The sequence below is a fragment of the Trinickia fusca genome (genome assembly GCF_003628145.1).
Lineage (GTDB): Bacteria > Pseudomonadota > Gammaproteobacteria > Burkholderiales > Burkholderiaceae > Trinickia > Trinickia fusca.
The window spans coordinates 357,379-379,799 of sequence record NZ_RBZV01000004.1 but is presented as its reverse complement, the minus strand read 5'-3'; the positions used below and the strand labels follow the sequence as shown (position 1 = coordinate 379,799).

The window sequence follows — 22,421 nt, the reverse complement described above, 5'->3', positions numbered from 1 at the left end:
ATGCAAGGCGCATCGGCCGCGCTTTGCAGTCGCGTGTCGCCGGATTGTAATCGGGACGGCCGGATGGTTACTCGCAGCCGGCCGTTCAGCTCGTTCAGCTGTAGGCGAGCGAGCCTTCGTTGAACTGCAGGATGAAGTTGTGGGCCTCGGCTGCCTGCATCGGTCGGGCGAAGCGATACCCCTGCACGACATTGCAGCCGTGACGGCGCAGGAACGCGAGCTGCGTGTCGGTCTCGACGCCTTCGGCCACCACCTTGAAGCCGAGCGCGCGTCCGAGCGAGAGGATCGCGCGCGTAATCACTTCGTCTTCGCGATGCACGCCGATGCCGCGCACGAACGACATGTCGAGCTTCAGGCGCTCCGCGTGGAAGTTGCGGATATACGAAAGGCTCGAATAGCCGGTGCCGAAGTCGTCGATGGCGATGTCGATACCCGTGGCGCGCAGCGCGCGCAGCACGTCGAGCGAGCCCAGATGCAGCAGCGCGCCTTCGGTGATTTCGAGCTCGAGCAGATGCGCCGGTAGCTGTGCCAGGGCGAGCGCGTGCTGGATCACGCGCACGATGTCGCCGCGGGCGAACTGCCGTGGCGAGAGGTTCACCGACATGCGCAGCCCCGGTAGCGTCGCTTGCCAGACCTGTGCCTGGAAGCACGCCTGCTGCATGACCCACTCGCCGATCGGCACGATGAGTCCATTCTCTTCGGCGATGGGAATGAAAGTAGCCGGGCTCACGGGGCCGAGCTCCGCATCGCGCCAGCGCAACAGGGCTTCGACGCCGGTCACGCGATTGGTTTCCAGATCGATCTGCGGCTGATAGTCGAGTCGGAATTCGCCGTTCGCAAGCGCCGTGCGCATGCGGCGCGACAGCGCAAGCCGCTCGTCCGCGCGCTTGCCGAGCTCGGGTGTGAAGCGCTGCACGCCGTTACGGCCGTTCGATTTTGCGCGGTACATCGCGAGATCGGCGCGGCGCAGCAGCGTTTCCGCATCACTGCCGTCGGTCGGATAGGTGGCGATGCCGATGCTCGTCTCGACATGGAATTCGGTATCGTCGATCCAGACGGGACGGGCGAACGCCTGCGACACGCGCGCGAGGACTTCGGTCAGGCGGTCCTGCGTGCCGCCTTCGCTCACGAGCATCACGAACTCGTCGCCGCCGTAGCGCGCCACGGTGTCGGCTTCGCCGACGCACGCCGACAGCCGCGCACCGATCTCCTGCAACAGCCGGTCGCCGACGCCGTGTCCAAGGCTGTCGTTGACATCCTTGAAGTGATCGACGTCCATGAACACGAGGGCGACGCGCGTGCCTGTCGCTTGTGCGTCGCGAATCGCTTGCGCAAGCCGGTCGTTGAGGCGGTTGCGATTGGGCAGCGCCGTCAGAGAGTCGACGTTGGCCTGCTGACAGAGCAGGTCGCGCGATTGCACGAGTTCGGTCACGTCGTTGACCACGCTGATGTGGTGCGTGATCTGCCCGTTTTCGTCGCGCACGGGTGCGATGTAGATCTGATTCCAGAACAGTGTGCCGTCGTGCCGGTAGTTGCGCAGCAGCGTGGCCACTTCGCGTTCCTCGGCGAGCGCGCGGCGGATCGATTCGATACCGTCCTGGTCGCGGTCGTCGCCTTGCAGGAAGCGGCAATCGGTGCCGATGACGGCATCGATGGAATAGCCGGTGATGCGCTCGAATGCCGGGTTCGCGTATTCGATCAGGTTGCCGCTCTCGGTCGAGCGCGTGATCAAGACGGCATTGACGATCGCATCGAGCGCGCGGCTGCGCAGACGCAGCGCGAGCTCGACACGCTTGCGCTCGGTCACGTCTTCGTAAGTCGCCAGCAGACCGATGACTTCGTCGCGCGCATTCCTGAGCGGCACCTTCGTTTTGCGCAGCCAACGCCAGACGCCGTTGGCTGCCGGCGAAAACTCCTCATACTGCGCGAGTGGCTTGCCCGTTGCGATGACTTCGCGATCACGGCGGCGCGCGCTCGCAGCCGACGTATGCCACGGCAGATCGTAATCGGTGAGCCCGATCACTTGCGAGGCGTCGCCAAGGCCGACGTCTTCGGTGAAGCCTCGGTTGCATCCGAGGTAGCGCGAGTTCGTGTCCTTCCAGAAGATGCGCTGCGGCACGCTGTCGATGACGGCTTCGAGCATCTGCTTCGACTCTTGCAACGCTTCCTTGGCGTGTTCCTTCTCGGTGACGTTGATGGCGACGACGAAGCAGGCACGCCGGTTCGCAAACGTCAGGAAGTGGAAGGTCGGCTCGACGAAGAACAGCGTGCCGTCACGATGCATGTGACGGAGCACGCCCGGCGAGCCGCTCGGCTTGCCGGGCTTCGACGCGAGTTCGGCAAACAGCGCGAGGAATTGGGGTTCGTCCTCGCGCGGACGCAGCGCCCCGATCGGCAACTGTTCGAACTCCTCACGGGTATAGCCGTATTGACGGACTGCCGCATCGTTGGCCGCCGCGACCGTGAGCGTGTCGACGTCGTAGATGAGCATCGGCAGCGGATGCTCTTCGAAGTACTCACGAAAGCGCACTTCGCCTTCCTCCGCGGCGATCCGTGCGCGGGCGCGCTCGAGGCCGATGCGGTGATTGACGAGGAAGCCGTAGACGAGGAAGACGAAGGCCGCCGTGGCCGCCGCGGCGAAGGCGACGCGCTCCGACGCGTGCCGGCGCGCGAGCTGGCTCGCCCGGCCGCCGGCGGACAGATCTTCTGTCGCGTCGAGGCTGCGCAGGCCGGTGGCGACACGGTGGCGCGTCTCGTCGACCGCCAGTAGCGCATCGCGTTGCAGCGTGACGGTATTGCCGGTCGTGCGCGCGCCGAGCGTCGACTGCGCGAGCCGGCGCTGCCATTCGTGGGTGGCGTTGCGCAGCGCATCGACTTTCGTGAGCCGCTCGGGCGTGTTCGCAAACGCTTGTTCGAGCGTACCAAACGCCGTTTCCGCCTGCGTGATGCGCTCGACGGGCCACGGCTCGGCGTGCGAGTCGGGATCGACGACGAGTCGCAGGAAGTCGGCGTCGGCCTCTGCATAAAGCGCTTCGAGGCCTTCGACATTGTCGCGCACGAGCAGCGCTTTCTGCAGCCGTGCGTCGTCGATTTCGCGCGCGGCGAAGATCTGGCTGGCACCGAACGCGACGATGCCGACCGCGATCGCGCAGACGGCGACGGTCACGATGGTGGTGCTATGTTCGTCGAACCAGCTCCTGACGACTCGCGAGCGATCGACTCGTGCTGTGTGGTTCTTTTTGGCCACCGAAAGGTCTCCTGGCGCGCATGAGTTGCCGCGCTTGGCTTGTGCGATGCGATCAGGAATATTAACGACCGGTCACCGCGATTTCTTTAGTGCCACCAAAACATGTTGCGGTGTGTTGCGGGCGGAGCCAAGCCTGGCGCGGCTACAATGCCGGATTGAAATGGGCGGTCAGGAGAGCGGGCATGAGCGGTCCCGATTTGAATACGAGGATGGAGACGTACTACGTGCGCGTGCGCGGCGTCGTCCAGGGCGTGGGCTTTCGTCATGCCACGGTGCGGCAGGCCCATTCGCTCGGTATCACGGGCTGGGTCGCCAATCTTTCCGACGGGTCGGTCGAGGCGATGCTGCAAGGGCCGGCCAATCAGATCGACCGCATGCTCGAATGGATGCGGCGCGGCCCGCCGTCGGCGCGCGTGATCGATTTCTTCAGTGAGGAGCGTGCCGTCGACAAACGTTTTGCACGCTTCGAGCAGCACTGAATGACGGCGCTCAATACGGGCAGGGGCATTGCACTTTCGGTAGGCTCCTCTGCGCTGTTTGCGCTGCTACCGGCGTATACGCGGCTGCTCGCGCCGCTCGGCGGTCTCGACATTTTCGCGTGGCGCATCGTGTGGACTGCGTTCGGCGCACTCGCATTGCTGGTGTTGCGCGGGCGCGTGCCGCAGCTCGTCGAACTGGCCTTGCGTGTTTGCACGCAGCCACGGGTGGCGGTGACGCTCGTCGCGTCGACGGCGCTGCTCGGGGTGCAACTGTGGTTGTTCTTGTGGGCACCGCTGCATGGCCGCGTGCTCGAAGTGTCGCTCGGGTATTTTCTGCTGCCGCTGACGATGGTGCTGGTTGGCCGCTTCCACTATCGCGAGGAACTGGTTCCGCTGCAATGGCTTGCTGTCGCGTGCGCGGCGCTCGGCGTGGCGCATGAATTGTGGATGACGCACGCGTTTTCGTGGCCGACGCTTCTGGTTGCGCTCGGCTATCCGCCGTATTTCGTGCTTCGCCGCACGATCGGTGCCGATTCGCTCGTGACGTTTGCCGCCGAAATGCTGCTGTTGCTACCCGTAGCCTTGCTGCTGGTGGCGACAAGTGCTACCGCACGCGCGGCGTTCGATCACATGATGTTGTTGACCGTATGGCTGCCGGGGTTGGGCGCGCTCAGTACGGTTGCGCTCGGTTGCTATGCGAGGGCCAGCCGCCTGCTGCCGATGGCGCTGTTCGGCATCCTCGGCTATGTCGAGCCGGTTTTGCTCGTCGTGCTGTCGGTCACGCTGCTGGGAGAATCGTTGTCCGCGCAACAGTTGGCTACGTATGTGCCGATATGGATCGCAGTTGCGATCACGGCTGTGCATAGTGTGCTGTTGCTGCGCGAGACGCGGGAGCGCGTTTAGCGTTTCAAGAGCGAATGACTTCGCGGGCGGGTACGGCCCGCTTCATCGAGCCTGATGCTCGGGCGCGCTCGGGGCACTGCCGTGCGCAGGCCCCACGCGCTGTTCGACGGCTTCGCGCAGCGCAGGGCGCCAGCCCAGCGCAAACAGCAGTTCGGCCATGATGAACAGCGGCCCGATCAACAGGCCGACGATGTCGTCGGCAAACGCGGGCTTCTTGTGTTCGTAGGCCACGTGCCCGACGAATTGAAAGACCCAGCCGACCACGAACAGGGTGAGCCCCGAGACGAGCCATACGCCGAGCGACGCATTGGCGAGCCAACTGCCGAGCGCGAGGCTCACGATCGACAGCGCGACCATCGCCAGCGCGAGACTGGCATCGAGCAGGAAGTAGAAAACGTTTGCTGCGATGAAGAGCAACCAAGCCGGCGAGATGGCAAAGGGCAGAACCCCTACCGTCGATTGCGGCCGGCTCAACAGGACCGCAATCGCCACGACGATCATCGGTATGCCGACGAAGTGCGTGGCGATGTTGCGCCGGTCGCGGTGATAAGCCGCGTATTGCGTGAGCTGATCGGTCAGTGTTTTCACGGTGCCGCTCCTTTCGTCGAGCGCGTCGATCCCTGCAACATGGCACGTCTGTGCGCGATCTTCAAGCGATTGAATGTGCCATTCGACGAAGAACGGACACAGCCAACCGCGATCCGTCGATTCAAAGCGACAGGCAAACCTTGCCGAAATGCTTGCCGGCCGCTTGGTGGCGGAACGCGTCTGCTATCTCGTCGAGCGGGAACGTACGGTCGATCACAGGTTTGGTGCCGTTCGCATCGATCGCACGGATCATGTCGACCTGATGCCTGCGACTACCGACAATCAGGCCTTGCAGCTTCTGCTGACGAAGCATCAGCTCGACCGTCGGCACCTGCCCAGCAATGCCGGTCAATACGCCTATCAGCGCGATATGGCCACCGATCCGGCAGGCCCGGATCGACTGACCGAGCGTTTCCGGGCCGCCGACTTCGACGACGTTGTCGACGCCGCGGCCGTTCGTGATGTCGAGCACGTTCGCGGCCCAGTCGGTGTTGCGCCGGTAGTTGATCAGGTGATCGGCCCCGAGTGCGGCAGCCCTCTCCAGCTTTTCGTCGGATGACGACGTCGCAATGACGGTCGCACCCATCTGCTTCGCGAACTGCAGTGCGAAGATCGAGACGCCGCCAGTACCCTGAACGAGCACAGTGTCACCGGCCTTCAGCGCATCGTCGACGACTAGCGCTCGCCACGCGGTCAGGCCGGCAGTGGGCAATGTCGCGGCCTCCACATGGCTGTAGCCCCGTGGCGCGTGTGTGAACCAGTGAGCGGGGCGCACGACGATCTCGCACGCGTACCCGTCGACACCATCGCCCGGCGTCGTCGAAAAGTCGGCGAGCGTCGGGCCGCCGTCGAGCCAGTGCGGAAAGAAGGTCGATACGACCGTGTCGCCGACCGAGAATTCGGTCACGTTGTCGCCGATCGCTTCGACAACGCCCGCGCCGTCCGACATTGGAATGCGACCGTCGGCGGTCAGCAGGCGTCCTGTGACGACACTCAGGTCATGGAAGTTGAGCGAGTTCGCGTGTATGCGCACGCGGATTTCGCCCGGCGCTGGCGCACCGGGGTCGGCGGTATCGACGCGTTTGAGCTGTTCCAGTCCGGCGGGTTGGCGCAAGGTAATGGCTTTCATCGAAGCAACTCCTGATGGTCAATTGACAGACACACAATGCGCGATATTGCATCGGCGTCAAAAAGGCGATTGCGCGCGCTGGTCGGTGCGCGGGGCCGGGGAAGGTCCTCGGCCACGTCGTGATTGTCGGAGCGTGCGTCGATTACCGCAAGAACGTACAATTAACGCAGGTACTATCAATTATGTATGTAACCCCGCTATGCGACCTAAACGCTTGAACGGCAGGAGCGGCTGCGCCGTCGAAGTCACGCTTTCCGTAATCGGCGGCTTGTGGAAACCGGTGATCCTCTTTCATTTGTTGCAAGAGAAAAAGCGATTCATGGAACTCACGCGACTGATGCCGAACACCACGCAGCGCATGTTGACGCTGCAATTGCGTGAACTGGAGGCGGACGGCATCGTCGCTCGACATGTCTACCCGCAAGTTCCGCCGAAGGTCGAGTACGAGCTAACGCCGTTCGGGGCGACGCTCGCGCCGGTGCTGATCAGCCTCAGGGAGTGGGGCGAGTCCTATCGAGGGCGCCGGGTAAAAGACGTTGCGCCAGACGAGGCAATACAGAAAACAACGGGAGCGCGTCGACGTCGCACGAGCTCAGCCGCATGAGCTAACCTCAATCGGGATCTTCAAGCGATTGAACGTGCCATTCGAAGAAGAACGGCTCCACCCAACCGCTATCCGATCGCGTCGTTCAGGCGAACGGGTTCTCGACGCTGCCCGTGGGGGCCGGCGGCTCATCAATGAGCTTGGCAGGCAGCGGTGCCCGCTGGAGTTCCGCGACGATTGTGTCGACGGCCGCTTTAAGCGCGAGCGCCGCTTCGAGCCCGCGCCGGTCCTTCGCGATCTCGAGCGTGCCCGAGATCGTCACGCGTGTCGTGCCGTTCGAGACCGTCAGTGCGTCGCCCGCGATGTTGAGCACTTCGTCATCGTTCGAATAGGCGTGAAAGTCAGACACCTTTGAGTCCTCCGATGCGTTGATCCTTGAGTGCCTCCGGTATGCCCGGGAAGCGCATGCCGCTCATCGCTTCGAGCTCGTGCACCGTCTTCACGTCGTAGCGATCGGTAGCGACGTTGTCGACGACGATCGCGAACGCCGTTTTCGTCGACGGCACATAGACGAGCTTGAACAGCTGGGTCGGCACGAAGACGCGATTCGCGCCGATCGTGTGCAACTCGCGCCCCGCGAACATCGGGCCCGTCAGCACATAGGCCTCGTCGTTCTTGACGGCGATCTTGCGGACTGCCGATTCGATGTGGGCCCACAGATGCTCGTTGTTGTCGCGATTCTGCGGGACCATGTTGGCGAGCGTGAACGATTCTGCCATGGCTTCGCCGTTCCAGCGGTCGCCGGCGGGGCTCATATGGCCGCGGTCGAAGCCGCTGCGTTTGTAGTCGGCCAGCGTGGCGCCGTCGCCGGCCGGCAACGCGCTCTCTTCATAGAACTTGTTGGTGCGCACCTGTTCTTTCGCGTCGCCGAGATGCGCGCGCGTCAGATGTTCGGCGGACCAGAGCGGGCCATGGGTGATGCCCGAGTGCAGCACGGCGAAATCGGAATAGCACAGCAGGTGAGTCTTCGGCGCCATCTTCGCGTTCGTGAGCACCGGGAACTGGGCGTTCGGAACGAACTGCGGGCAGGTGGGGGCGGCGACGGCGTGGGCGGCCCATGCAGCGAGCAGGCCAACAAGCAGCTTCTTCATCGATAACCAGGAAAAAGGGTGAGGGGGCGCGGAAGTATACCGACCGACGACGCCAGACTCACCGAGTGCCCTGGTGCGCTCTGACGCCGTGCAACATGAGGGAGATGCATGGATGACAGCCAACGTTCAAATTGGCGGCCAATCCGAATTGATTAGGAAAGCTATTCGAAATGCAATTGTAACTATTGGATTGACCGGGTTAGATGAATTCCTCTAAATACAATTGCCACGGTGGCAAATTTCATCCTGCTATCGTTGTGACGCTGCGTCGAGTGCATGACGTTGGTGCATGCCACGATGAGTGGGAAGGGAGTCGACGGATGCGGGGCTGCTCACCATTGCACTCATGCGGCGTATCGCCCAAACCGCGATGGGCAAGGGCGTTTTGGGGCAGATAGACCTGCTCGTCATGCAAGTGACACGACGCGTGAGGTCGCATGCTGATGACATTGCCAACGATGCTCATTAAGAAGGCATGCCTACTAGTCAGCACTTGGATGGTGCGTCGAGGAGGAATCAGCTTCGGGTAAACCTAATTTGCTGATATCAAACAAATTTTGACTGCCGGTTTCTGTCCTGCTAAGGTTCCCCGACACTCAAGATAAGACATGCGTTGCTCTGGTGCTGAGCAGCAAAATTGGTGGCAGGTGGGGATGACATTGCAGCACTTCGTCGATATGCCGACAGAGGCCAATCAGTCCGTCGCAACGACGAATTGAAGTCTGCAAGGATGGATGATCAATACACTCGGCGAAGAAGCCGTGCCCGTCCGGGGCGGTGCGCCGAAGCTGTTTAAGTTTGCCGTTTGTTCGTTTTTTCGCAGGAAGCGAGTCTACGCAAGAGCTTAAGGATTCCTAAGCGCTTCGGACGCGCTCGGCCGTGCACGTCTCGTCGCTGCGTTGCGCGGACTTGATGATTGCTTGCCATCGGATGCTCACAGGCTCGATGGGTCGGTAAAGAGTTAGGACACCTATCTAAGTTAGACGAAGCCTTCCAGACAGGTTCGTATTGCAGTCGTGGTTGCGTTGTAGGGAGCAGTAAAAGAGCGGTGCAGGGGTGCCGCGAGCGAGGGGGCCTGCCAAACCTTCTCGCATACAGCTTGGCCTTCACTGACGAGAGAATGGGAAAAATGAAACAAACGGCTTTAGGATCGGCAATAAGAAAGATACTGTGGGCTGAGATGGCGTTGACGGCCGTATTGGGCACATCGGCTTTCGCGCAAAGCCAGCCGGCCGCAACGGGGACCACGAATTCGTCGACCGCCACGACGGCGCAGTCGAACGGGACGAAAAAGGCGGCGGCTGCTCCCGACGCCGCGTCAGGTGCCGCCGCAGCCGCACCGGCTGCCAAAGGCGAGAAGGTCCAGCAGCTCCAGCGCTTCGAAGTGACGGGTTCTCTGATCCGCAGCGCCGATAAAGTCGGTTTCAACCAAGTCCAGACCGTCACCGCGAAGGACATCTCGGATAGCGGCTACACGAACGTCGCCGACTTCTTGCGCGGCGTCTCGGCCAACTCGGCGAGCAGCTGGAGCGAAGGCCAGACCAGCAATTTTGCGGCAGGCGGTGCGGGCATCGCGATGCGCGGTCTCAGCATGAAATACACGCTCGTGCTGGTCGACGGTCAGCGCGTCGCGCCGTATGCGTTCTCGTCGAACGGCGTCGATACGTTCTTCGACTTGAACACGCTGCCGCTGAACATCATCGACCGCATTGAAGTCGTGAAGACCGGCGCCGTGTCGCAATACGGTTCCGACGCCATCGCGGGCGTGGTCAACATCATCACGAAGCACAACTATCGCGGCTTGCAGCTCGACGGCAGCTACGGCATGTCGACGCAAGGCGGCGACGGCACGACGAAATTCAACATCCTCGGCGGCTTCGGCGACCTGAACGCCGATCGCTTCAACGTCACGGCGGCTGCGAGCTTCTACAGGAACAACGGCTTCACGCTGGCCGACCGCGACACGACGAAGGGCCAGGACTTCACGAATCGTCCCGGCGGCTTGTCCATGATGGCGCCGACGTTCTGGTCGCCGACGGTAAACGGTAGCCAGGTCGCGCAGGCGCCGAGCAAATGCGCCTTTGGCGGCTCGGTGCAGTCCGCGAACAACAACTATCTGACACAGAGTGCGGGACTGCCGGGCACGGTTTGCGGCTTCAATTCGGCCGAAGACACGTCCATCATGCCGATGACCGAGCGCCTGAGCGCCAAGGTTCACGCCGACTTCAAGATTAGCGATGCCGTGACGGCGTTCGCGGACATCTGGGAATCACGCAACACGACCGACTCGAACATCGGCTCTCAGCTGTTCGGCAACCCGAATTCGCCGGCGCTCATCTTCAACCCGGCGACGGGGGGGCTTACTCCGTTCAGCAACGTCGTGCCCGCGAGCAATCCGTACAATCCGTACCACGTGGATACGCCGCTGACGTTGAGCCTCCCGTTTGCGACCGACGACAAGACCGTCTCGAACTACTGGCGCTACTCGATGGGCGTCAAGGGCTCGTTCAGTCTGCCGCGCGGAGACTGGGACTGGGCGACGTCGTACAGCCACTCGCAAAGCACGGTCACGAACACCTGGTCCAACTGGCCCACCGTGGCGGGCGCAACGAACATTTACCAGAATGGCGCCCTCAATTTCGCGGATCCGTCCACGACGCCGAACGCGTTCAACGGCTTGTTCGAGAGCGTGAACAACTTCGGGATCTCGAAGCTCGACACAGTTGACGCGACGCTGTCGACGCCGAACCTGTTCAAGCTGCCCACGGGCGACGTCGGCTTCGGTCTCGGCGCGCAGTTCCTCCATGAGAGTCTGTTCATTTCTCCAGGTGCGGAATACCTGTCGGGCGCGACCCTGAACCCGGGCCTTCAGACCGTGCAAGGCTCGCGTAACGTGGCCGCGGCCTACTACCAGTTCGACATTCCGATCATCCGCAACCTGACCTTCAGCCAGTCGGGCCGCTACGATCACTACAGCGATTTCGGCGGTGCGTTCTCGCCGCGCTTCGCTCTGCGCTATCAGCCGATCCAGCAGGTCACGATGTACGGTTCGTACAATCGCGGCTTCCGTGCACCGACGTTCATCGAGAACACGCCCTCGAAGACGCTGGGGTTCCAGCAGCTCGGCAACTCGCTCGTGACGACGATCACGTCGGGTAATACCGCTGTGCAGCCGGAACGCACGAAGAACTACAACATCGGCTTCCAGCTCTCGCCGACCCGCACGACCGACTTCGGCCTCGACTGGTACAAGATCAGCATCGACCACGTGATCGGCCAGGCGAACCTCAATCAAGTGGTTGCCCAAAACGACCCGAGCCAAGTTGTGCGCGATTCACAGGGCAACATCGCGTTCATCAACCTGCCGTACATCAACCTGGGTTCGCTCGAGACCGATGGTTTCGAAGGCACGTTCCGTCAAGCGGTGCCGACGCCGGCCGGTACCTTCACGCTGTCGGGCGACTGGGCGTACGTCCATCACTTCCGCATCGGCTTCCCGAATGGCAGGACGGTCGACTCGGCCGGCAACAACTTCGCGATCACGCAGCCGTTCGGCGCCAGCTTCCCGCGCTGGAAGGGCAATACCGAGCTGAACTGGGCTTACCACAAGTGGAACGCGACGCTGAGCTGGGAATACACGGGACCGTATTCGCAGACCCAGGCTATCGCCGCGCCGACCGCAGCAGCGGACAGTGTGGCGTCCTACAGCCAGTTCAACTTCTTCATGAGCTACACGGGCTTCAAGAACTGGACGCTGTACGCCGGCGTGAACAACATCTTCGATCGCGCACCTCCGTTCGACCCGGCCTGGCAGAACACGCTCAGCCAGAACGGCTACGATCAGTCGCTGTACATGTACTACGGCCGCTTCGCCCAGATCGGCGCGACGTACAAGTTCTGATGCTGTAGCGACAGTTGCACGTTTGACCGCCTTCCGCCTGGTACCCACTCGGCGGGAGGCGGTTGCACGTGCGACGTCCCCCTTCGAGTCCCCCGATACGTCGATCTCCTTGCGCGCCTCTGTTGCCATGCAGCATGATGGACATGCGCCGATGACAGTCGACGGTGCAATCGGCGGAAATTCGAATTGGTTAAGAAAGCTATTCGAAATGCAATTGTAACTATCAAAGCAACTAGTTTAGATTGCTTCCTCTAAATCTATTTGTTCCGGTTGCGAATTTCATGCTGCTATCGTCATGCCCCTTCGCCGCATGCATGACATTGGTGCATGTGACGAAAAACGGAATAAGAGTGGGCGCACGCAGGACTGCCAACCATTGCGCTCATGCGGCTCATCGCTCGAATCGCCATGTGGGCGGGCGTTTCAGGGTAGGTAGGACTGCTTGTCACGCAAGCGACACGATGCGTGAGGCCGCATCGTCGACAGTATTGCCAATGGCGCCTTCGGAGGAGGCGTGCCTGGCGGTCGGCACCTGGACGGTGCGTCGAAGAAGAATCGGCTTCGGGTAAACCTAATTTACTTATATCAAACAAATTTTGACTGCCGGTTTCTGTCCTGATATGGTTCCGCACACTGAAGATAAAACATGCGCTGCCCTGGTGCTGGGCAGCAAAATAAGAGCGCTTCGCAAGCGGCTACAGCGCACACTGGATGAGACAGCAACGGCGGCGGGAATCTCCAAGCCGTTCCTTTCCCAGGTCGAGCGCGGGCTGGCAACGCCGTCCATTACGTCATTGGCCGGTATCGCGAGAGCGTTGGGGGTGACAGTGCAGTATTTCGTCGAGACGCCGACAGAGGCCAAATCGGTCCGTCGGGGCGACGAATTGAAGTTCTTTGGCTTTGCTGATTCGGCGAATCTGTTTGCGCGACTCACGAATGTGTCAGGCGATAGGCAATTGGACGCCATTCTCGTGAGGATGCCGGCAGACCAGCCGCCGTCGGAAGTGACGACGCATGCAGGCGAAGAGTTCCTGTACGTACTGAGTGGTGAAGTATCGCTGAGCCTGGAAGGCACGACCTTTGTGCTGCACGCTGGAGACAGTGCGCACTACGAGTCGACGGTCCCGCATGGATGGGCCAATACAGCCGGCGAAGAAACTGTGCTCGTCTGGGTCGGAACACCGAAGCTGTTTTAAGTTTGCCGTTTGTTCGTTTTTTCGCGGAAAGCGAGTCCAAGCAAGAGCTTAAGGAGTCCTAAGCTCTTCGGGCGCGCTCGGCCGTGCTCGTCTCGTCGCTCCATATGCGCGGACTTGATGCTTGCTTGCCATCGAATGGCCGCAAGCTCAATGGATTTGTAATGAATTAGTACACCTATTTAGATTCGAAGCGTCGTTGTGGATAGGTGTTCATTGCGGTTTTGGGTTGTGCGCTGTGTGGAGCAGTAAAAGAGCGGTGCAGTTGGACGCGCGGTACAGGGGTGCCGCGAGCGAGGGGATGCCAAACCTTTCGCGTACAGCTGGCCTTCACTGACGAGAGAAGGGAAAAAATGAGACAAAAGGCTTTAGGATCGGCCATAAGAAAGATAGTTTGGGCTGAGATGGCGTTGACGGCAGTACTGGGCACTTCGGCTTTCGCGCAAAGCCAGCCCGCCGCGACGGGCAACACGAATTCGTCGGCCGCCGCTACGGCGCAGTCGAATGAAACGCAAACGGCGGCGGCTCCTGCTGCCGCTGCAGGCACCGCTACCAAGGCGGCTGCCAAAGGCGACAACGTCCAGCAGCTCAAGCGCTTCGAGGTGACGGGTTCCCTGATCCGCAGTGCAGACAAGGTTGGCTTCAACCAGGTTCAAACGTTCAAGGCAAAGGACATCGAGGAGGCCGGCTACACGAACGTCTCCGACTTCCTGCGCGGTGCATCGGCCAACTCGGCGAGCAGCTGGAGCGAAAGCACGCAGAACAACTTCTCCGCCGGCGGTGCAGGCCTTGCGCTGCGTGGCCTGAGCATGAAGTACACGCTCGTGATGGTCGATGGCCAGCGCGTCGCGCCGTACGCATTTGCGTCGAACGGCACGGATACGTTCTTCGACCTGAACTCGCTGCCGCTGAACATCATCGACCGCATCGAAATCGTGAAGACGGGCGCCGTGTCGCAATACGGCTCCGACGCTATCGCGGGTGTGGTCAACATCATCACGAAGCGCAACGTCCAAGGTTTGACGCTTGATGCGAGCTACGGTGGCGCCACCAACAACGGCGGTGGCCTCGGCACGACCAAGTTCAGCGCAGTCGGCGGGTTCGGCGACCTCAACGCCGATCGCTTCAACGTCACGGCAGCCGCGAGCTACTTCCGCGAAAACGGCGTGACGCTCGGCGACCGCGACTTGACGGAGAACGAAAGTTACCTCGGCAAGCCGGGCGGCCTCTCGGCGCAACCGGTCTCGTACTGGCGCGTACCTGGCTCCACCACCGGCGCGGTCCAAGCATTGAACGGATGCCCGTACGGCGGCAGCGTGAAGCCGGCCTCCAGCAACAGCGCCACGTCCGCTCGTGATGGCACCATCTGCGCGTTCAACGGCGCGGACAACACGTCGATCGTCCCGTCGAGCGAGCGCCTGAGCGCCAAGGTCCATGCGGATTTCAAGCTGACCGATGAGATGCAGGCGTTCGCGGACTTGTGGGAGAGCCGCAACACGACCAACATCAACGGCTATCAAGCGGGCTTCGGTGGCTCCACGCTGGGGTACAACCCGGCGACCGGTGGCGTCAATGTAATTTCCAACGTCATCCCGGCGAGCAACCCGTCGAACCCGTTCGGCGTTCCGGCCAAGCTCGTTTATCACTTCCCGGAAGTGCAAACGACCAAGACGGTCTCCAATTTCTGGCGAGCCGCTGGTGGCGTCAAGGGATCGTTCCATACGCCTAACGGCAGCGATTGGGATTGGTCTGCTGCGTACGGCCATTCGCAAAGCACGGTCGACAACACGCAAGGCAACGTGCTGAATGTGCCCGCGCTTCAGAGCCTCATCGGCGGCGGCACCTTCAACTTCAACAATCCGGCGCCCGGCTCGACGAACGGGCTGTTCACGACCGCGGACTACGAAGGTATTTCGAAGCTCGACACGGTCGATGTGAACCTGTCGACGCCGAACCTGTTCCACCTGCCGACGGGTGACGTAGGCCTTGGTCTCGGCGCTCAATTCGAGCACCAGAGCGAATTCATCGGCCCGGCCACAACCTTCATCCAAGGTCTGGGCGCGCCGGCGATCATCCAGTCGGTGAATGCGAGCCGCAACGTCGCGGCGGCGTTCTACCAGATCGACATTCCGATCATCCGCCACCTGACATTCAGCCACTCGGGTCGATACGACCACTATAGCGATTTCGGCGGCGCGTATTCTCCGCGCTTCGCCCTGCGTTATCAGCCGGTCCAGGCGCTCACGGTGTACGGCTCGTACAACCGCGGTTTCCGCGCGCCGACCATGATCGAGAACGCGCATTCGCAAACGTTCGGTGCTCAGTACGCGCAGGATAACTTCGCCGGCAGCCCGCAGGCTGGGCAGTCCGGTTTCTGGGAAGTCGTTCAGGCCGGCAACCAGAATCTGCAGCCCGAGCGCACGAAGAACTACAACATCGGGTTCCAGCTCTCGCCGACGCGCACGACCGATATCGGTATCGATTGGTACAAGATCCATATCGACAACGTGATCGGCCAGGACGACGTCCAGACCCTGATCAACGCGAACGACCCGAACATCGTCCATCGTAATTCCGACGGGTCGATTGCATTCGTCGACGCCCCGTACAAGAACCTCGCGTTCCTCGATACGGACGGCTTCGAAGGTACGTTCCGCCAAGCGTTGCCGACGAGCATCGGTACGTTCACGCTGTCGGGCGACTGGGCTTACGTGTGGCACTTCAAGATGCCGCAGGGCGGTGTCACGTCCGATTTCGCCGGCAACAACGGCGCGATCAACCAACCGTTCGGCGCGAGCTTCCCGCGTTGGAAGGGCAACACGGAACTGGCCTGGAACTACCACAAGTGGAACGCCGCTCTGACGTGGCAGTACACGGGGCCGTATGCGCAGACTCAGGCCGTGCCAGTGGGCGCTGCTGATCACGTGTCGTCGTACAGCCAGTTCAACATTTACATGAGCTACACGGGCTTCAAGCACTGGACGATCTACGGTGGCGTGAACAACATCTTCAATCGCCCGCCCCCGTTCGACCCGGTCAACCAGAACGCGAACAACCCGCAAGGCTACGACACGTCGCTCTACTCGTACTACGGTCGTTTTGCCCAAGTCGGTGCGACGTACAAGTTCTGATGCTTTAAATGCTTTTTTTGTAAATGTAGTGTGTGTCGTTAGTGGGTTCGCCGCTCCCGCCGCTCGCCGGCAAGGGAGCGACGGGAAGCGGCAGCCCGTGTTCTAGATGGACCGAGGAAGTCTCCTGTGCCTCAAGTACTCCAGGAGGAGCAAAGGTGGGCATGAAAACTGAAGGGAATTTTCCGGCGGCGGCAGTTCGGCCCGTCGTACCGGGACGTCCGCGAGAATTCGGGCGCAAGCAACAGAATCCCGCACGCCGCTTCGGCGGTATCGCAGTCGTCATCGCACTGCACATCGTGCTCGTGTACGCACTGCTGAACGGCCTCGCAACAAAGGTCGTGCACGTCATCCAGCATCCGATCGAAACCAAGATCATCGAGCCGGTGAAGCCTCCGCCCCCGCCGCCGATGCCGCCGGTGCAGCTGCCGCCGCCGAAGTTCGCGCCGCCGCCGCCGCCGTTCGTGCCGCCGCCCGAAGTCCCGGTGCAGGCGCCGCCGCAAAACACCATTACGCACCAGGCTACGCCCGTTCAATCGGCGCCGATGGCTCCGCCCGCGCCGCCCACGAAGGCTGCCCCTGTCGTGCATACGGAAGTTGGCGTCGTGTGTCCGAATTCGGATCAGATTCGCGGTTCTATCGCCTATCCTAAGGAAGCACAGGAAAACGGCGATACCGGCGAAGTCGTCGTCGAATTCACGGTTGATCCGCAAGGCCACATTACCGGTGAGCGCGTGTCGAAGTCGTCCGATCACGACAGCCTCGACGATGCCGCCTTCAAAGCGGTCAAGCGATTCAATTGCATCGCCCAAGGTCAAGCTGTCCGGGTGCAAGTGCCGTTCTCGTTCAATTTGAATTGAACAGCAACGTCCAGCAGCAACCGGAAGCAATTGGTTAATCAGATTTCACAAGTTCAACGGACTTGAACTGGAGCAGATTATGAAAAAGCGTTCTATCGCCGCACTGGCAACCAGCATGTTGATCGCCGCCGCCGCCGTGGGCACCGTCGCCCCGCACGTGGCCTTCGCTCAAGCGAGCGCGCCGGCCGCGACCGCGACCGCCTCGGCGCCCGCTACGGCTGCGCCGCAAACGGCCGCACCCGCAGCCGATCAACCCGTGCCGCCGCCCGCACCGGCTGCGACCGAAACCGTCAACAATCCGTACGGTCTCGGCGCACTGTGGAAGAACGGCGACTTCGTGGCGCGTTTCGTGCTGATCCTGCTGGTGATTATGTCGATGGGCAGCTGGTACATCATGATCACCAAGTTCTTTGAACAATTCCGTGCCAACCGTCGCGCGAAGCACGCCGACGAAAACCTGTGGAACGCACCGACGCTCGCAGACGGCGCGAAGAAGCTCGACGAGCAATCGCCGTTCCGCTTCATCGCCGAAACCGCGATCGAAGCCGGCGAGCATCACGACGAAGCGCTGCTCGAAGCCGTCGACCGCAACACCTGGATCGACGTCTCGGTCGAGCGCGCGATCACCAACGTGTCGAACCGTCTGCAAGACGGCCTCGCATTCCTGGGTACGGTCGGTTCGACGGCACCGTTCGTGGGCCTGTTCGGTACGGTGTGGGGCATCTATCACGCACTGACGGCCATCGGTATCGCAGGCCAGGCCTCGATCGACAAGGTCGCAGGCCCGGTGGGCGAGGCGCTGATCATGACCGCAATCGGTCTGGCAGTGGCCGTTCCGGCGGTGCTCGGCTACAACTTCCTGGTTCGCCGTAACAAGTCGGTGATGGAGCGTGTGCGTGGCTTCGGCGCCCAACTGCACACCGTGCTGCTCGCAGGCAGCAAGCGCCCGGCTCGCAGCAACAACCGTGCCGCTTCGCTCGTGCAGTAAGTAACCCCGTCATCAAGTAAGAGAGGTTCGTCATGGCTATGAGCGTTGGAGGGGACGGCGACGAAGACGAGGTCATCTCCGCCATCAATACGACGCCGCTCGTCGACGTCATGCTGGTGCTGTTGATCATCTTCTTGATCACGATCCCGGTCGTCACGCATACAGTGCCGCTGCAATTGCCGAAGGAAACGGTGATGCCGCTGCAGACGACCCCGAAGAGCATCGAGATCGCGGTCAACCGCGATGGCGACTTCTTCTGGAACGAGCAGCACGTGGATGCACCGACGTTGTTGACGCGGCTCAAGACCGTCTCGGTCCAGTTGCCGCAGCCGGAGGTTCACGTGCGTGGCGATCAGAGCACGCGCTATGAATTCATCGGCCGCGTCATTACGGCGTGCGAGCGTGCCGGCATCGCCAAGGTGTCATTTATCACGGAGCCGCCGGCGCGCGGCGGCTAGCTTTGTGTGGGACCAGGGTGAGCGTTAAAGCGCTAAACCTGGTCGACCGCTGCGGGATTGGAGTAAGCGCTAAAGCGCTAACTCCAATCAGCCGCAGCATGGGATCAGAGTAAGCGCTAAAGCGCTAACTCTGATCGACAGGAGTCCAATATGGGGATGAACGTATCTTCGGGCGGTGGCAGCGAACCAGAAGTGATGGTCGACATCAACACCACGCCGCTTATCGACGTGATGCTGGTGCTCTTGATCATGCTGATCATCACGATCCCGATCCAGATGCACGCGGTCAAGATGAATCTGCCGGTCGGCAATCCGCCGCCGCCGCTGGTGCAGCCTGAAGTCGTGCAGATCGACATCGACTTCGACGGCACGATGATGTGGAACGGCGTCGTCGTGCCGGGCCAGGCCGCACTCGAGGCCAAGCTCGCACAAGTGGCGGCCGAGCCCGTACAGGCGGAGATTCACCTGCGCCCGAACAAGCTCGTGCCGTACAAGGATGTGGCTGCCGTGATGGCCGCGGCAGAGCGCGTCGGCGCGACCAAGATCGGGTTGATCGGCAATGAGCAGTACATGCAATAAGGAAGTCGCAATGCGAACGATCCATCGACGCTTCAAGCAGGCCGCGTTCGCGGCCGTCGCGAGCGGGCTCTTCATGCTCGCTGCCGCGCCGGCCACCACGTATGCCGCGGACACGCTGCGCCCGGATGTGGCCAAGCCGCTGAATGCGGCTCAGGATCTGTACCGGGCTCACAAGTACAAGGATGCGCTCGGCAAGATCGCGCAGGCCGCGGCAGTGCCGGGCAAAACGCCGTACGAGACCTACATGGTCGAGGAAATGCGCGGCGCGGCTGCGATGGCCGCCGGTGAAACGGGCACGGCCGCGCAAGCGTACGAGACGCTGCTGGGCTCGGGTCAGCTCAAAGGCGAGGACGAGCAGCGCGTGACGGCCACCCTGGCCGGCGTGTACTTCCAGCAGCACAACTACGCACGTGCGATTCAGGTCGCACAGCGCTATCAGAAGGCCGGCGGCGGCGATCCGCAGATGCGTACGCTGCTCGTGCAGTCGTACTACCTGTCGAACGACTGCGGCAACGTCGTGGGTCTGCTCAAGAGCAGCGCCGATGCCGAAGTGCGCGGCGGACGTGCCCCCGACGAGTCGAACCTGCAATTGCTCGCCACCTGCGCGCAACGCAACAAGGACGACACGGCTTATCGCGGCGCACTCGAGAAGCTCGTCGCCTATCACCCGAAGCAGTCGTACTGGGACGACCTGTTCCACGCGATTCGCAACAAGCCGGGTTACTCGTCGCGTCTCGACGTCGACACGTATCGCCTGCGCCGTACGATGGGCTCGCTCGCGACGGCTGACGACTACATGGAGATGACGCAGCTCTCGATCGTCGCCGGTACGACGGCCGAGGCCAAGCAAGTCATCGACCAGGGCTTCACGTCGGGCGTGCTCGGACACGATGCACAGGCTGATCGCGAGAAGCGCTTGCAGGCGCTCGCGGCCAAGCGTGCGCAAGGTGGCGCGACCGACAGCAATGGCGTACCCATCCCGGCGATCGACCAGGGCTTCAACAAGGTCTACGCAGGGCAGGCCAAAGACGGTCTCGCGATGATGGAAGCGGCTATCGCTAAGGGCGGGCTCGACCATCCCGACGAGGCGCAGCTGCACCTGGGCATCGCGTATTACGTGGCTGGCCAGAAGACGCGCGCCGTACAGGCGTTCCGCGCGGTCAAGGGCACGGACGGCGCGGCCGATCTCGCGCGGCTCTGGCTGCTGGTTGCGTCGAAATGATCGGGCGGGCGAACACGCCTGCGTCATGGGCCGCACCGTGCGGCGCATGAACCCAGGCGCCTGAGCGCCCGCTCCCTCATCATCGATCCGATGAACGGCATACCGGTCATGCATCGCGTGAACCGGTATGCGCCCTCACGCACATAGAAAATGAGACCAGTCACGTTTCGCCTGCTGCTCGCGACGACGCTCGGTGTCGCGCTGGCCTTGCCCGTGCACGCGAAGCCAGGCATCGCGCAATTCGGGGAGCCGAAGTATCCGGCGAATTTCACGCATTTCGACTACGCGGACCCTAATGCGCCGCGAACGGGCGACCTGAACTTCGAGAACTACAATCAGGCGCAAAGCTACGATTCGCTGAATCCGTTCATCGTGCGCGGCTCGGCAGCGCCGGACATCCAGAACCTGATGTTCGACACGCTGATGCAGCGCAGCTGGGATGAGCTCGCCTCCGAATATCCGCTGATTGCCGACGATGTCGAAGTGGCGCCTGACAACCTGTCGGCGACGTTCCACATCAATCCTGCCGCGCGTTTCTCGAACGGCGATCCGATCACCGCAGCCGACGTCAAATACTCGCTCGATACGCTCAAGAGCCAGCAGGCGTCGCCGGTCTTCGGGTCGCAATTCTCCGTCATCAAACGCGCCACGGTGGTCGATCGCCATACTGTGCGCTTCGACTTTGCCGATGCGTCACGTGTCGCCCCGCTGGTGGCAGGCGATATCCCGGTGTTCTCGCAGAAGTGGGGGATGCGCTCAGACGGCAAACGTGTACCGTTCGATCAGCTCGCCGTCGATCCGCCGATCGCGAGCAGCCCGTACCTGATCGAATCGCGCAAGAACAACAAAGAGATCATTTATCGCCGCAACCCGAACTACTGGGCAGCGAACCTGCCCTCGCGACGCGGCATGTTCCACTTCGAGCGCGTGAAGTTCAAGCTGTACCTCGATCAGTACACGATGCTCGAGGCGCTGAAGGCCGGCGATGCCGATGCGCACGTCGAATACAGCTCGACGCAGTGGGCGCGCAAGTACGTGGGCAAGAACTTCAAGTCGGGCCTCATCACGAAGGGCGTGTGGAACGATGGCCCGGCGCAGATGCAGGGCTTCCTGATCAACACGCGCAAGTCGCAGTTCAAGGACCGTCGCGTCCGTCATGCACTGGCCCTCGCGTTCGACTACGACTGGATGAACCGGATGATGTTTTACGGCCAGTACGTGCGTCTGAACAGCTTCTGGGACGACAGTCCGTTTGCCGCCAAGGGCATGCCGAGCGACAAGGAGCTCCAGCTGCTCGAGCCGTACCGCAAGGAACTGCCGTCCGAAGTTTTCGGGCCGATGGTGAAGTCGCCGAGCACGCTGGCGCCGAGCTCGCAGCGCGCGAACCTGCGCGAAGCGCGCCGGCTGCTTGGCGAAGCGGGCTGGCACTACCGCGACGGCGCGCTGCGCGATGCCGACGGCAACGCGATGACGATCGAGATCATGGACGACGAGCCCGGCATGGATCGCCTGATCGTGCCGTACACGCAGGCGCTGCAGACGCTCGGCATCCAGGCGCATCTGCGCGAGCTCGACTCGGCGCTCTATCAGAAGCGGCTCGACAACTTCGAGTACGACATGACGACGTTCATCTATCCGCCTGTCACGATTCCTGGCATCGAGCTCGTGCGCCGCTTCACGAGCCAGGCGGCGTCGGAAGTCGGTTCGGAGAACTACTCGGGCATCCGCTCGAAGGCCGTCGACTCGCTCGTGAAAACGGCGATCTCGGCGACCACGCTCGACGATCTGGAGACGGCCACCCATGCGCTCGACCGCGTGCTGATCAACGAGTATTACCTCGTGCCGCAGTACTACATGCCGCACGCGCGCATCGGCTACAAGACGTCGCTCGGATTTCCGGCGGTTGTGCCTGATTCGTATCAGTACGAGGACTGGGTGATCGATTACTGGTACCGCAAGCCGCAGGGCGCGAGCGCAGGCGCTCCGCAGGCGGCACCGAAGACGCAGACGGCGGCTGAGCCAGCCGCTTCCGCAACCGCAGCGCATTGAGG

General features: G+C 62.0%; 17 protein-coding genes. 12 read left to right on the top strand and 5 right to left on the bottom strand.

Annotated elements, in window-relative coordinates:
* Positions 1 to 94: 94 nt before the first annotated feature.
* Complete coding sequence (locus D7S89_RS13655) at positions 95 to 3,247, bottom strand: sensor domain-containing protein (protein ID WP_121278206.1); 3,153 nt, start codon at positions 3,245 to 3,247, stop codon at positions 95 to 97.
* Positions 3,248 to 3,429: 182 nt separating this feature from the next.
* Between D7S89_RS13655 and D7S89_RS13650 the strand changes: the two genes are divergently transcribed.
* Together D7S89_RS13650 and rarD are read left to right on the top strand one after the other, a co-directional pair.
* The gene (locus tag D7S89_RS13650) at positions 3,430 to 3,726 is read left to right on the top strand and encodes an acylphosphatase (protein WP_121278205.1); all 297 of its coding nucleotides are present in this window, start codon (positions 3,430 to 3,432) and stop codon (positions 3,724 to 3,726) included.
* Positions 3,727 to 4,629 (top strand): EamA family transporter RarD, encoded by a 903-nt coding sequence (rarD, locus tag D7S89_RS13645; protein WP_121278204.1) that lies wholly within the window; start codon positions 3,727 to 3,729, stop codon positions 4,627 to 4,629.
* Between the two features lie 42 nt (positions 4,630 to 4,671).
* Here rarD and D7S89_RS13640 read toward each other — a convergent pair whose 3' ends face one another.
* Positions 4,672 to 5,217: an Mpo1 family 2-hydroxy fatty acid dioxygenase gene (locus D7S89_RS13640; RefSeq protein WP_121278203.1), complete on the bottom strand. Its 546-nt coding sequence runs from the start codon at positions 5,215 to 5,217 to the stop codon at positions 4,672 to 4,674.
* Positions 5,218 to 5,338: 121 nt separating this feature from the next.
* A complete protein-coding gene (locus D7S89_RS13635) occupies positions 5,339 to 6,346 on the bottom strand; it encodes a zinc-dependent alcohol dehydrogenase family protein (RefSeq protein ID WP_121278202.1) in 1,008 nt (335 codons plus the stop codon).
* Positions 6,347 to 6,545: 199 nt separating this feature from the next.
* On the opposite strand from D7S89_RS13635, the gene D7S89_RS13630 reads away from it, so the two are divergent.
* Positions 6,546 to 6,950 carry a winged helix-turn-helix transcriptional regulator gene (locus tag D7S89_RS13630; protein ID WP_121278201.1) on the top strand — a complete coding sequence of 135 codons (405 nt, stop codon included), beginning with the start codon at positions 6,546 to 6,548 and terminating at the stop codon, positions 6,948 to 6,950.
* Between the two features lie 85 nt (positions 6,951 to 7,035).
* On the opposite strand, the gene D7S89_RS13625 is transcribed toward D7S89_RS13630, so the two are convergent.
* Together D7S89_RS13625 and D7S89_RS13620 are read right to left on the bottom strand one after the other, a co-directional pair.
* Positions 7,036 to 7,299 (bottom strand): hypothetical protein, encoded by a 264-nt coding sequence (locus D7S89_RS13625; protein WP_121278200.1) that lies wholly within the window; start codon positions 7,297 to 7,299, stop codon positions 7,036 to 7,038.
* Positions 7,292 to 8,041 (bottom strand): DNA/RNA non-specific endonuclease, encoded by a 750-nt coding sequence (locus D7S89_RS13620; RefSeq protein ID WP_121278199.1) that lies wholly within the window; start codon positions 8,039 to 8,041, stop codon positions 7,292 to 7,294. Before D7S89_RS13620 ends, D7S89_RS13625 begins: the two co-directional genes overlap by 8 nt.
* A gap of 1,129 nt (positions 8,042 to 9,170) precedes the next feature.
* On the opposite strand from D7S89_RS13620, the gene D7S89_RS13615 reads away from it, so the two are divergent.
* From D7S89_RS13615 to D7S89_RS13575, 9 genes are all read left to right on the top strand, one after another.
* Positions 9,171 to 11,942 carry a TonB-dependent receptor gene (locus tag D7S89_RS13615; RefSeq protein WP_121278198.1) on the top strand — a complete coding sequence of 924 codons (2,772 nt, stop codon included), beginning with the start codon at positions 9,171 to 9,173 and terminating at the stop codon, positions 11,940 to 11,942.
* Positions 11,943 to 12,562: 620 nt separating this feature from the next.
* Entirely contained in the window at positions 12,563 to 13,138 is a 576-nt protein-coding gene (locus tag D7S89_RS13610) for a helix-turn-helix domain-containing protein (protein ID WP_121278197.1), read from the top strand.
* Between the two features lie 350 nt (positions 13,139 to 13,488).
* Positions 13,489 to 16,266 carry a TonB-dependent receptor domain-containing protein gene (locus D7S89_RS13605; protein WP_121278196.1) on the top strand — a complete coding sequence of 926 codons (2,778 nt, stop codon included), beginning with the start codon at positions 13,489 to 13,491 and terminating at the stop codon, positions 16,264 to 16,266.
* A gap of 161 nt (positions 16,267 to 16,427) precedes the next feature.
* Positions 16,428 to 17,123, top strand: a complete 696-nt coding sequence (locus tag D7S89_RS13600; protein ID WP_121278195.1) for an energy transducer TonB — start codon at positions 16,428 to 16,430, stop codon at positions 17,121 to 17,123.
* A 79-nt stretch (positions 17,124 to 17,202) separates the two neighbouring features.
* Positions 17,203 to 18,111 (top strand): MotA/TolQ/ExbB proton channel family protein, encoded by a 909-nt coding sequence (locus D7S89_RS13595; RefSeq protein ID WP_121278194.1) that lies wholly within the window; start codon positions 17,203 to 17,205, stop codon positions 18,109 to 18,111.
* Between the two features lie 32 nt (positions 18,112 to 18,143).
* Positions 18,144 to 18,569, top strand: coding sequence for an ExbD/TolR family protein (locus tag D7S89_RS13590; protein ID WP_121278193.1), 426 nt, complete (start codon positions 18,144 to 18,146; stop codon positions 18,567 to 18,569).
* Between the two features lie 150 nt (positions 18,570 to 18,719).
* A complete protein-coding gene (locus D7S89_RS13585) occupies positions 18,720 to 19,148 on the top strand; it encodes an ExbD/TolR family protein (protein WP_121278192.1) in 429 nt (142 codons plus the stop codon).
* Positions 19,149 to 19,158: 10 nt separating this feature from the next.
* Positions 19,159 to 20,370, top strand: coding sequence for a tetratricopeptide repeat protein (locus D7S89_RS13580; RefSeq protein WP_121278191.1), 1,212 nt, complete (start codon positions 19,159 to 19,161; stop codon positions 20,368 to 20,370).
* Positions 20,371 to 20,520: 150 nt separating this feature from the next.
* The gene (locus D7S89_RS13575; RefSeq protein WP_121278190.1) at positions 20,521 to 22,419 is read left to right on the top strand and encodes an extracellular solute-binding protein; all 1,899 of its coding nucleotides are present in this window, start codon (positions 20,521 to 20,523) and stop codon (positions 22,417 to 22,419) included.
* Positions 22,420 to 22,421: the final 2 nt, after the last annotated feature.

Bases quoted from the DNA above. Each gene is read 5' to 3' on its own strand.
- D7S89_RS13580 (WP_121278191.1), top strand. From the start codon at position 19,159: ATGCGAACGATCCATCGACGCTTCAAGCAGGCCGCGTTCGCGGCCGTC.
- D7S89_RS13595 (WP_121278194.1), top strand. From the start codon at position 17,203: ATGAAAAAGCGTTCTATCGCCGCACTGGCAACCAGCATGTTGATCGCC.
- D7S89_RS13635 (WP_121278202.1), bottom strand. From the start codon at position 6,346: ATGAAAGCCATTACCTTGCGCCAACCCGCCGGACTGGAACAGCTCAAA.
- D7S89_RS13600 (WP_121278195.1), top strand. From the start codon at position 16,428: ATGAAAACTGAAGGGAATTTTCCGGCGGCGGCAGTTCGGCCCGTCGTA.
- rarD (WP_121278204.1), top strand. From the start codon at position 3,727: ATGACGGCGCTCAATACGGGCAGGGGCATTGCACTTTCGGTAGGCTCC.
- D7S89_RS13615 (WP_121278198.1), top strand. From the start codon at position 9,171: ATGAAACAAACGGCTTTAGGATCGGCAATAAGAAAGATACTGTGGGCT.
- D7S89_RS13620 (WP_121278199.1), bottom strand. From the start codon at position 8,041: ATGAAGAAGCTGCTTGTTGGCCTGCTCGCTGCATGGGCCGCCCACGCC.
- D7S89_RS13575 (WP_121278190.1), top strand. From the start codon at position 20,521: ATGAGACCAGTCACGTTTCGCCTGCTGCTCGCGACGACGCTCGGTGTC.
- D7S89_RS13630 (WP_121278201.1), top strand. From the start codon at position 6,546: ATGCGACCTAAACGCTTGAACGGCAGGAGCGGCTGCGCCGTCGAAGTC.
- D7S89_RS13605 (WP_121278196.1), top strand. From the start codon at position 13,489: ATGAGACAAAAGGCTTTAGGATCGGCCATAAGAAAGATAGTTTGGGCT.
- D7S89_RS13590 (WP_121278193.1), top strand. From the start codon at position 18,144: ATGGCTATGAGCGTTGGAGGGGACGGCGACGAAGACGAGGTCATCTCC.
- D7S89_RS13585 (WP_121278192.1), top strand. From the start codon at position 18,720: ATGGGGATGAACGTATCTTCGGGCGGTGGCAGCGAACCAGAAGTGATG.
- D7S89_RS13610 (WP_121278197.1), top strand. From the start codon at position 12,563: ATGGTTCCGCACACTGAAGATAAAACATGCGCTGCCCTGGTGCTGGGC.
- D7S89_RS13650 (WP_121278205.1), top strand. From the start codon at position 3,430: ATGAGCGGTCCCGATTTGAATACGAGGATGGAGACGTACTACGTGCGC.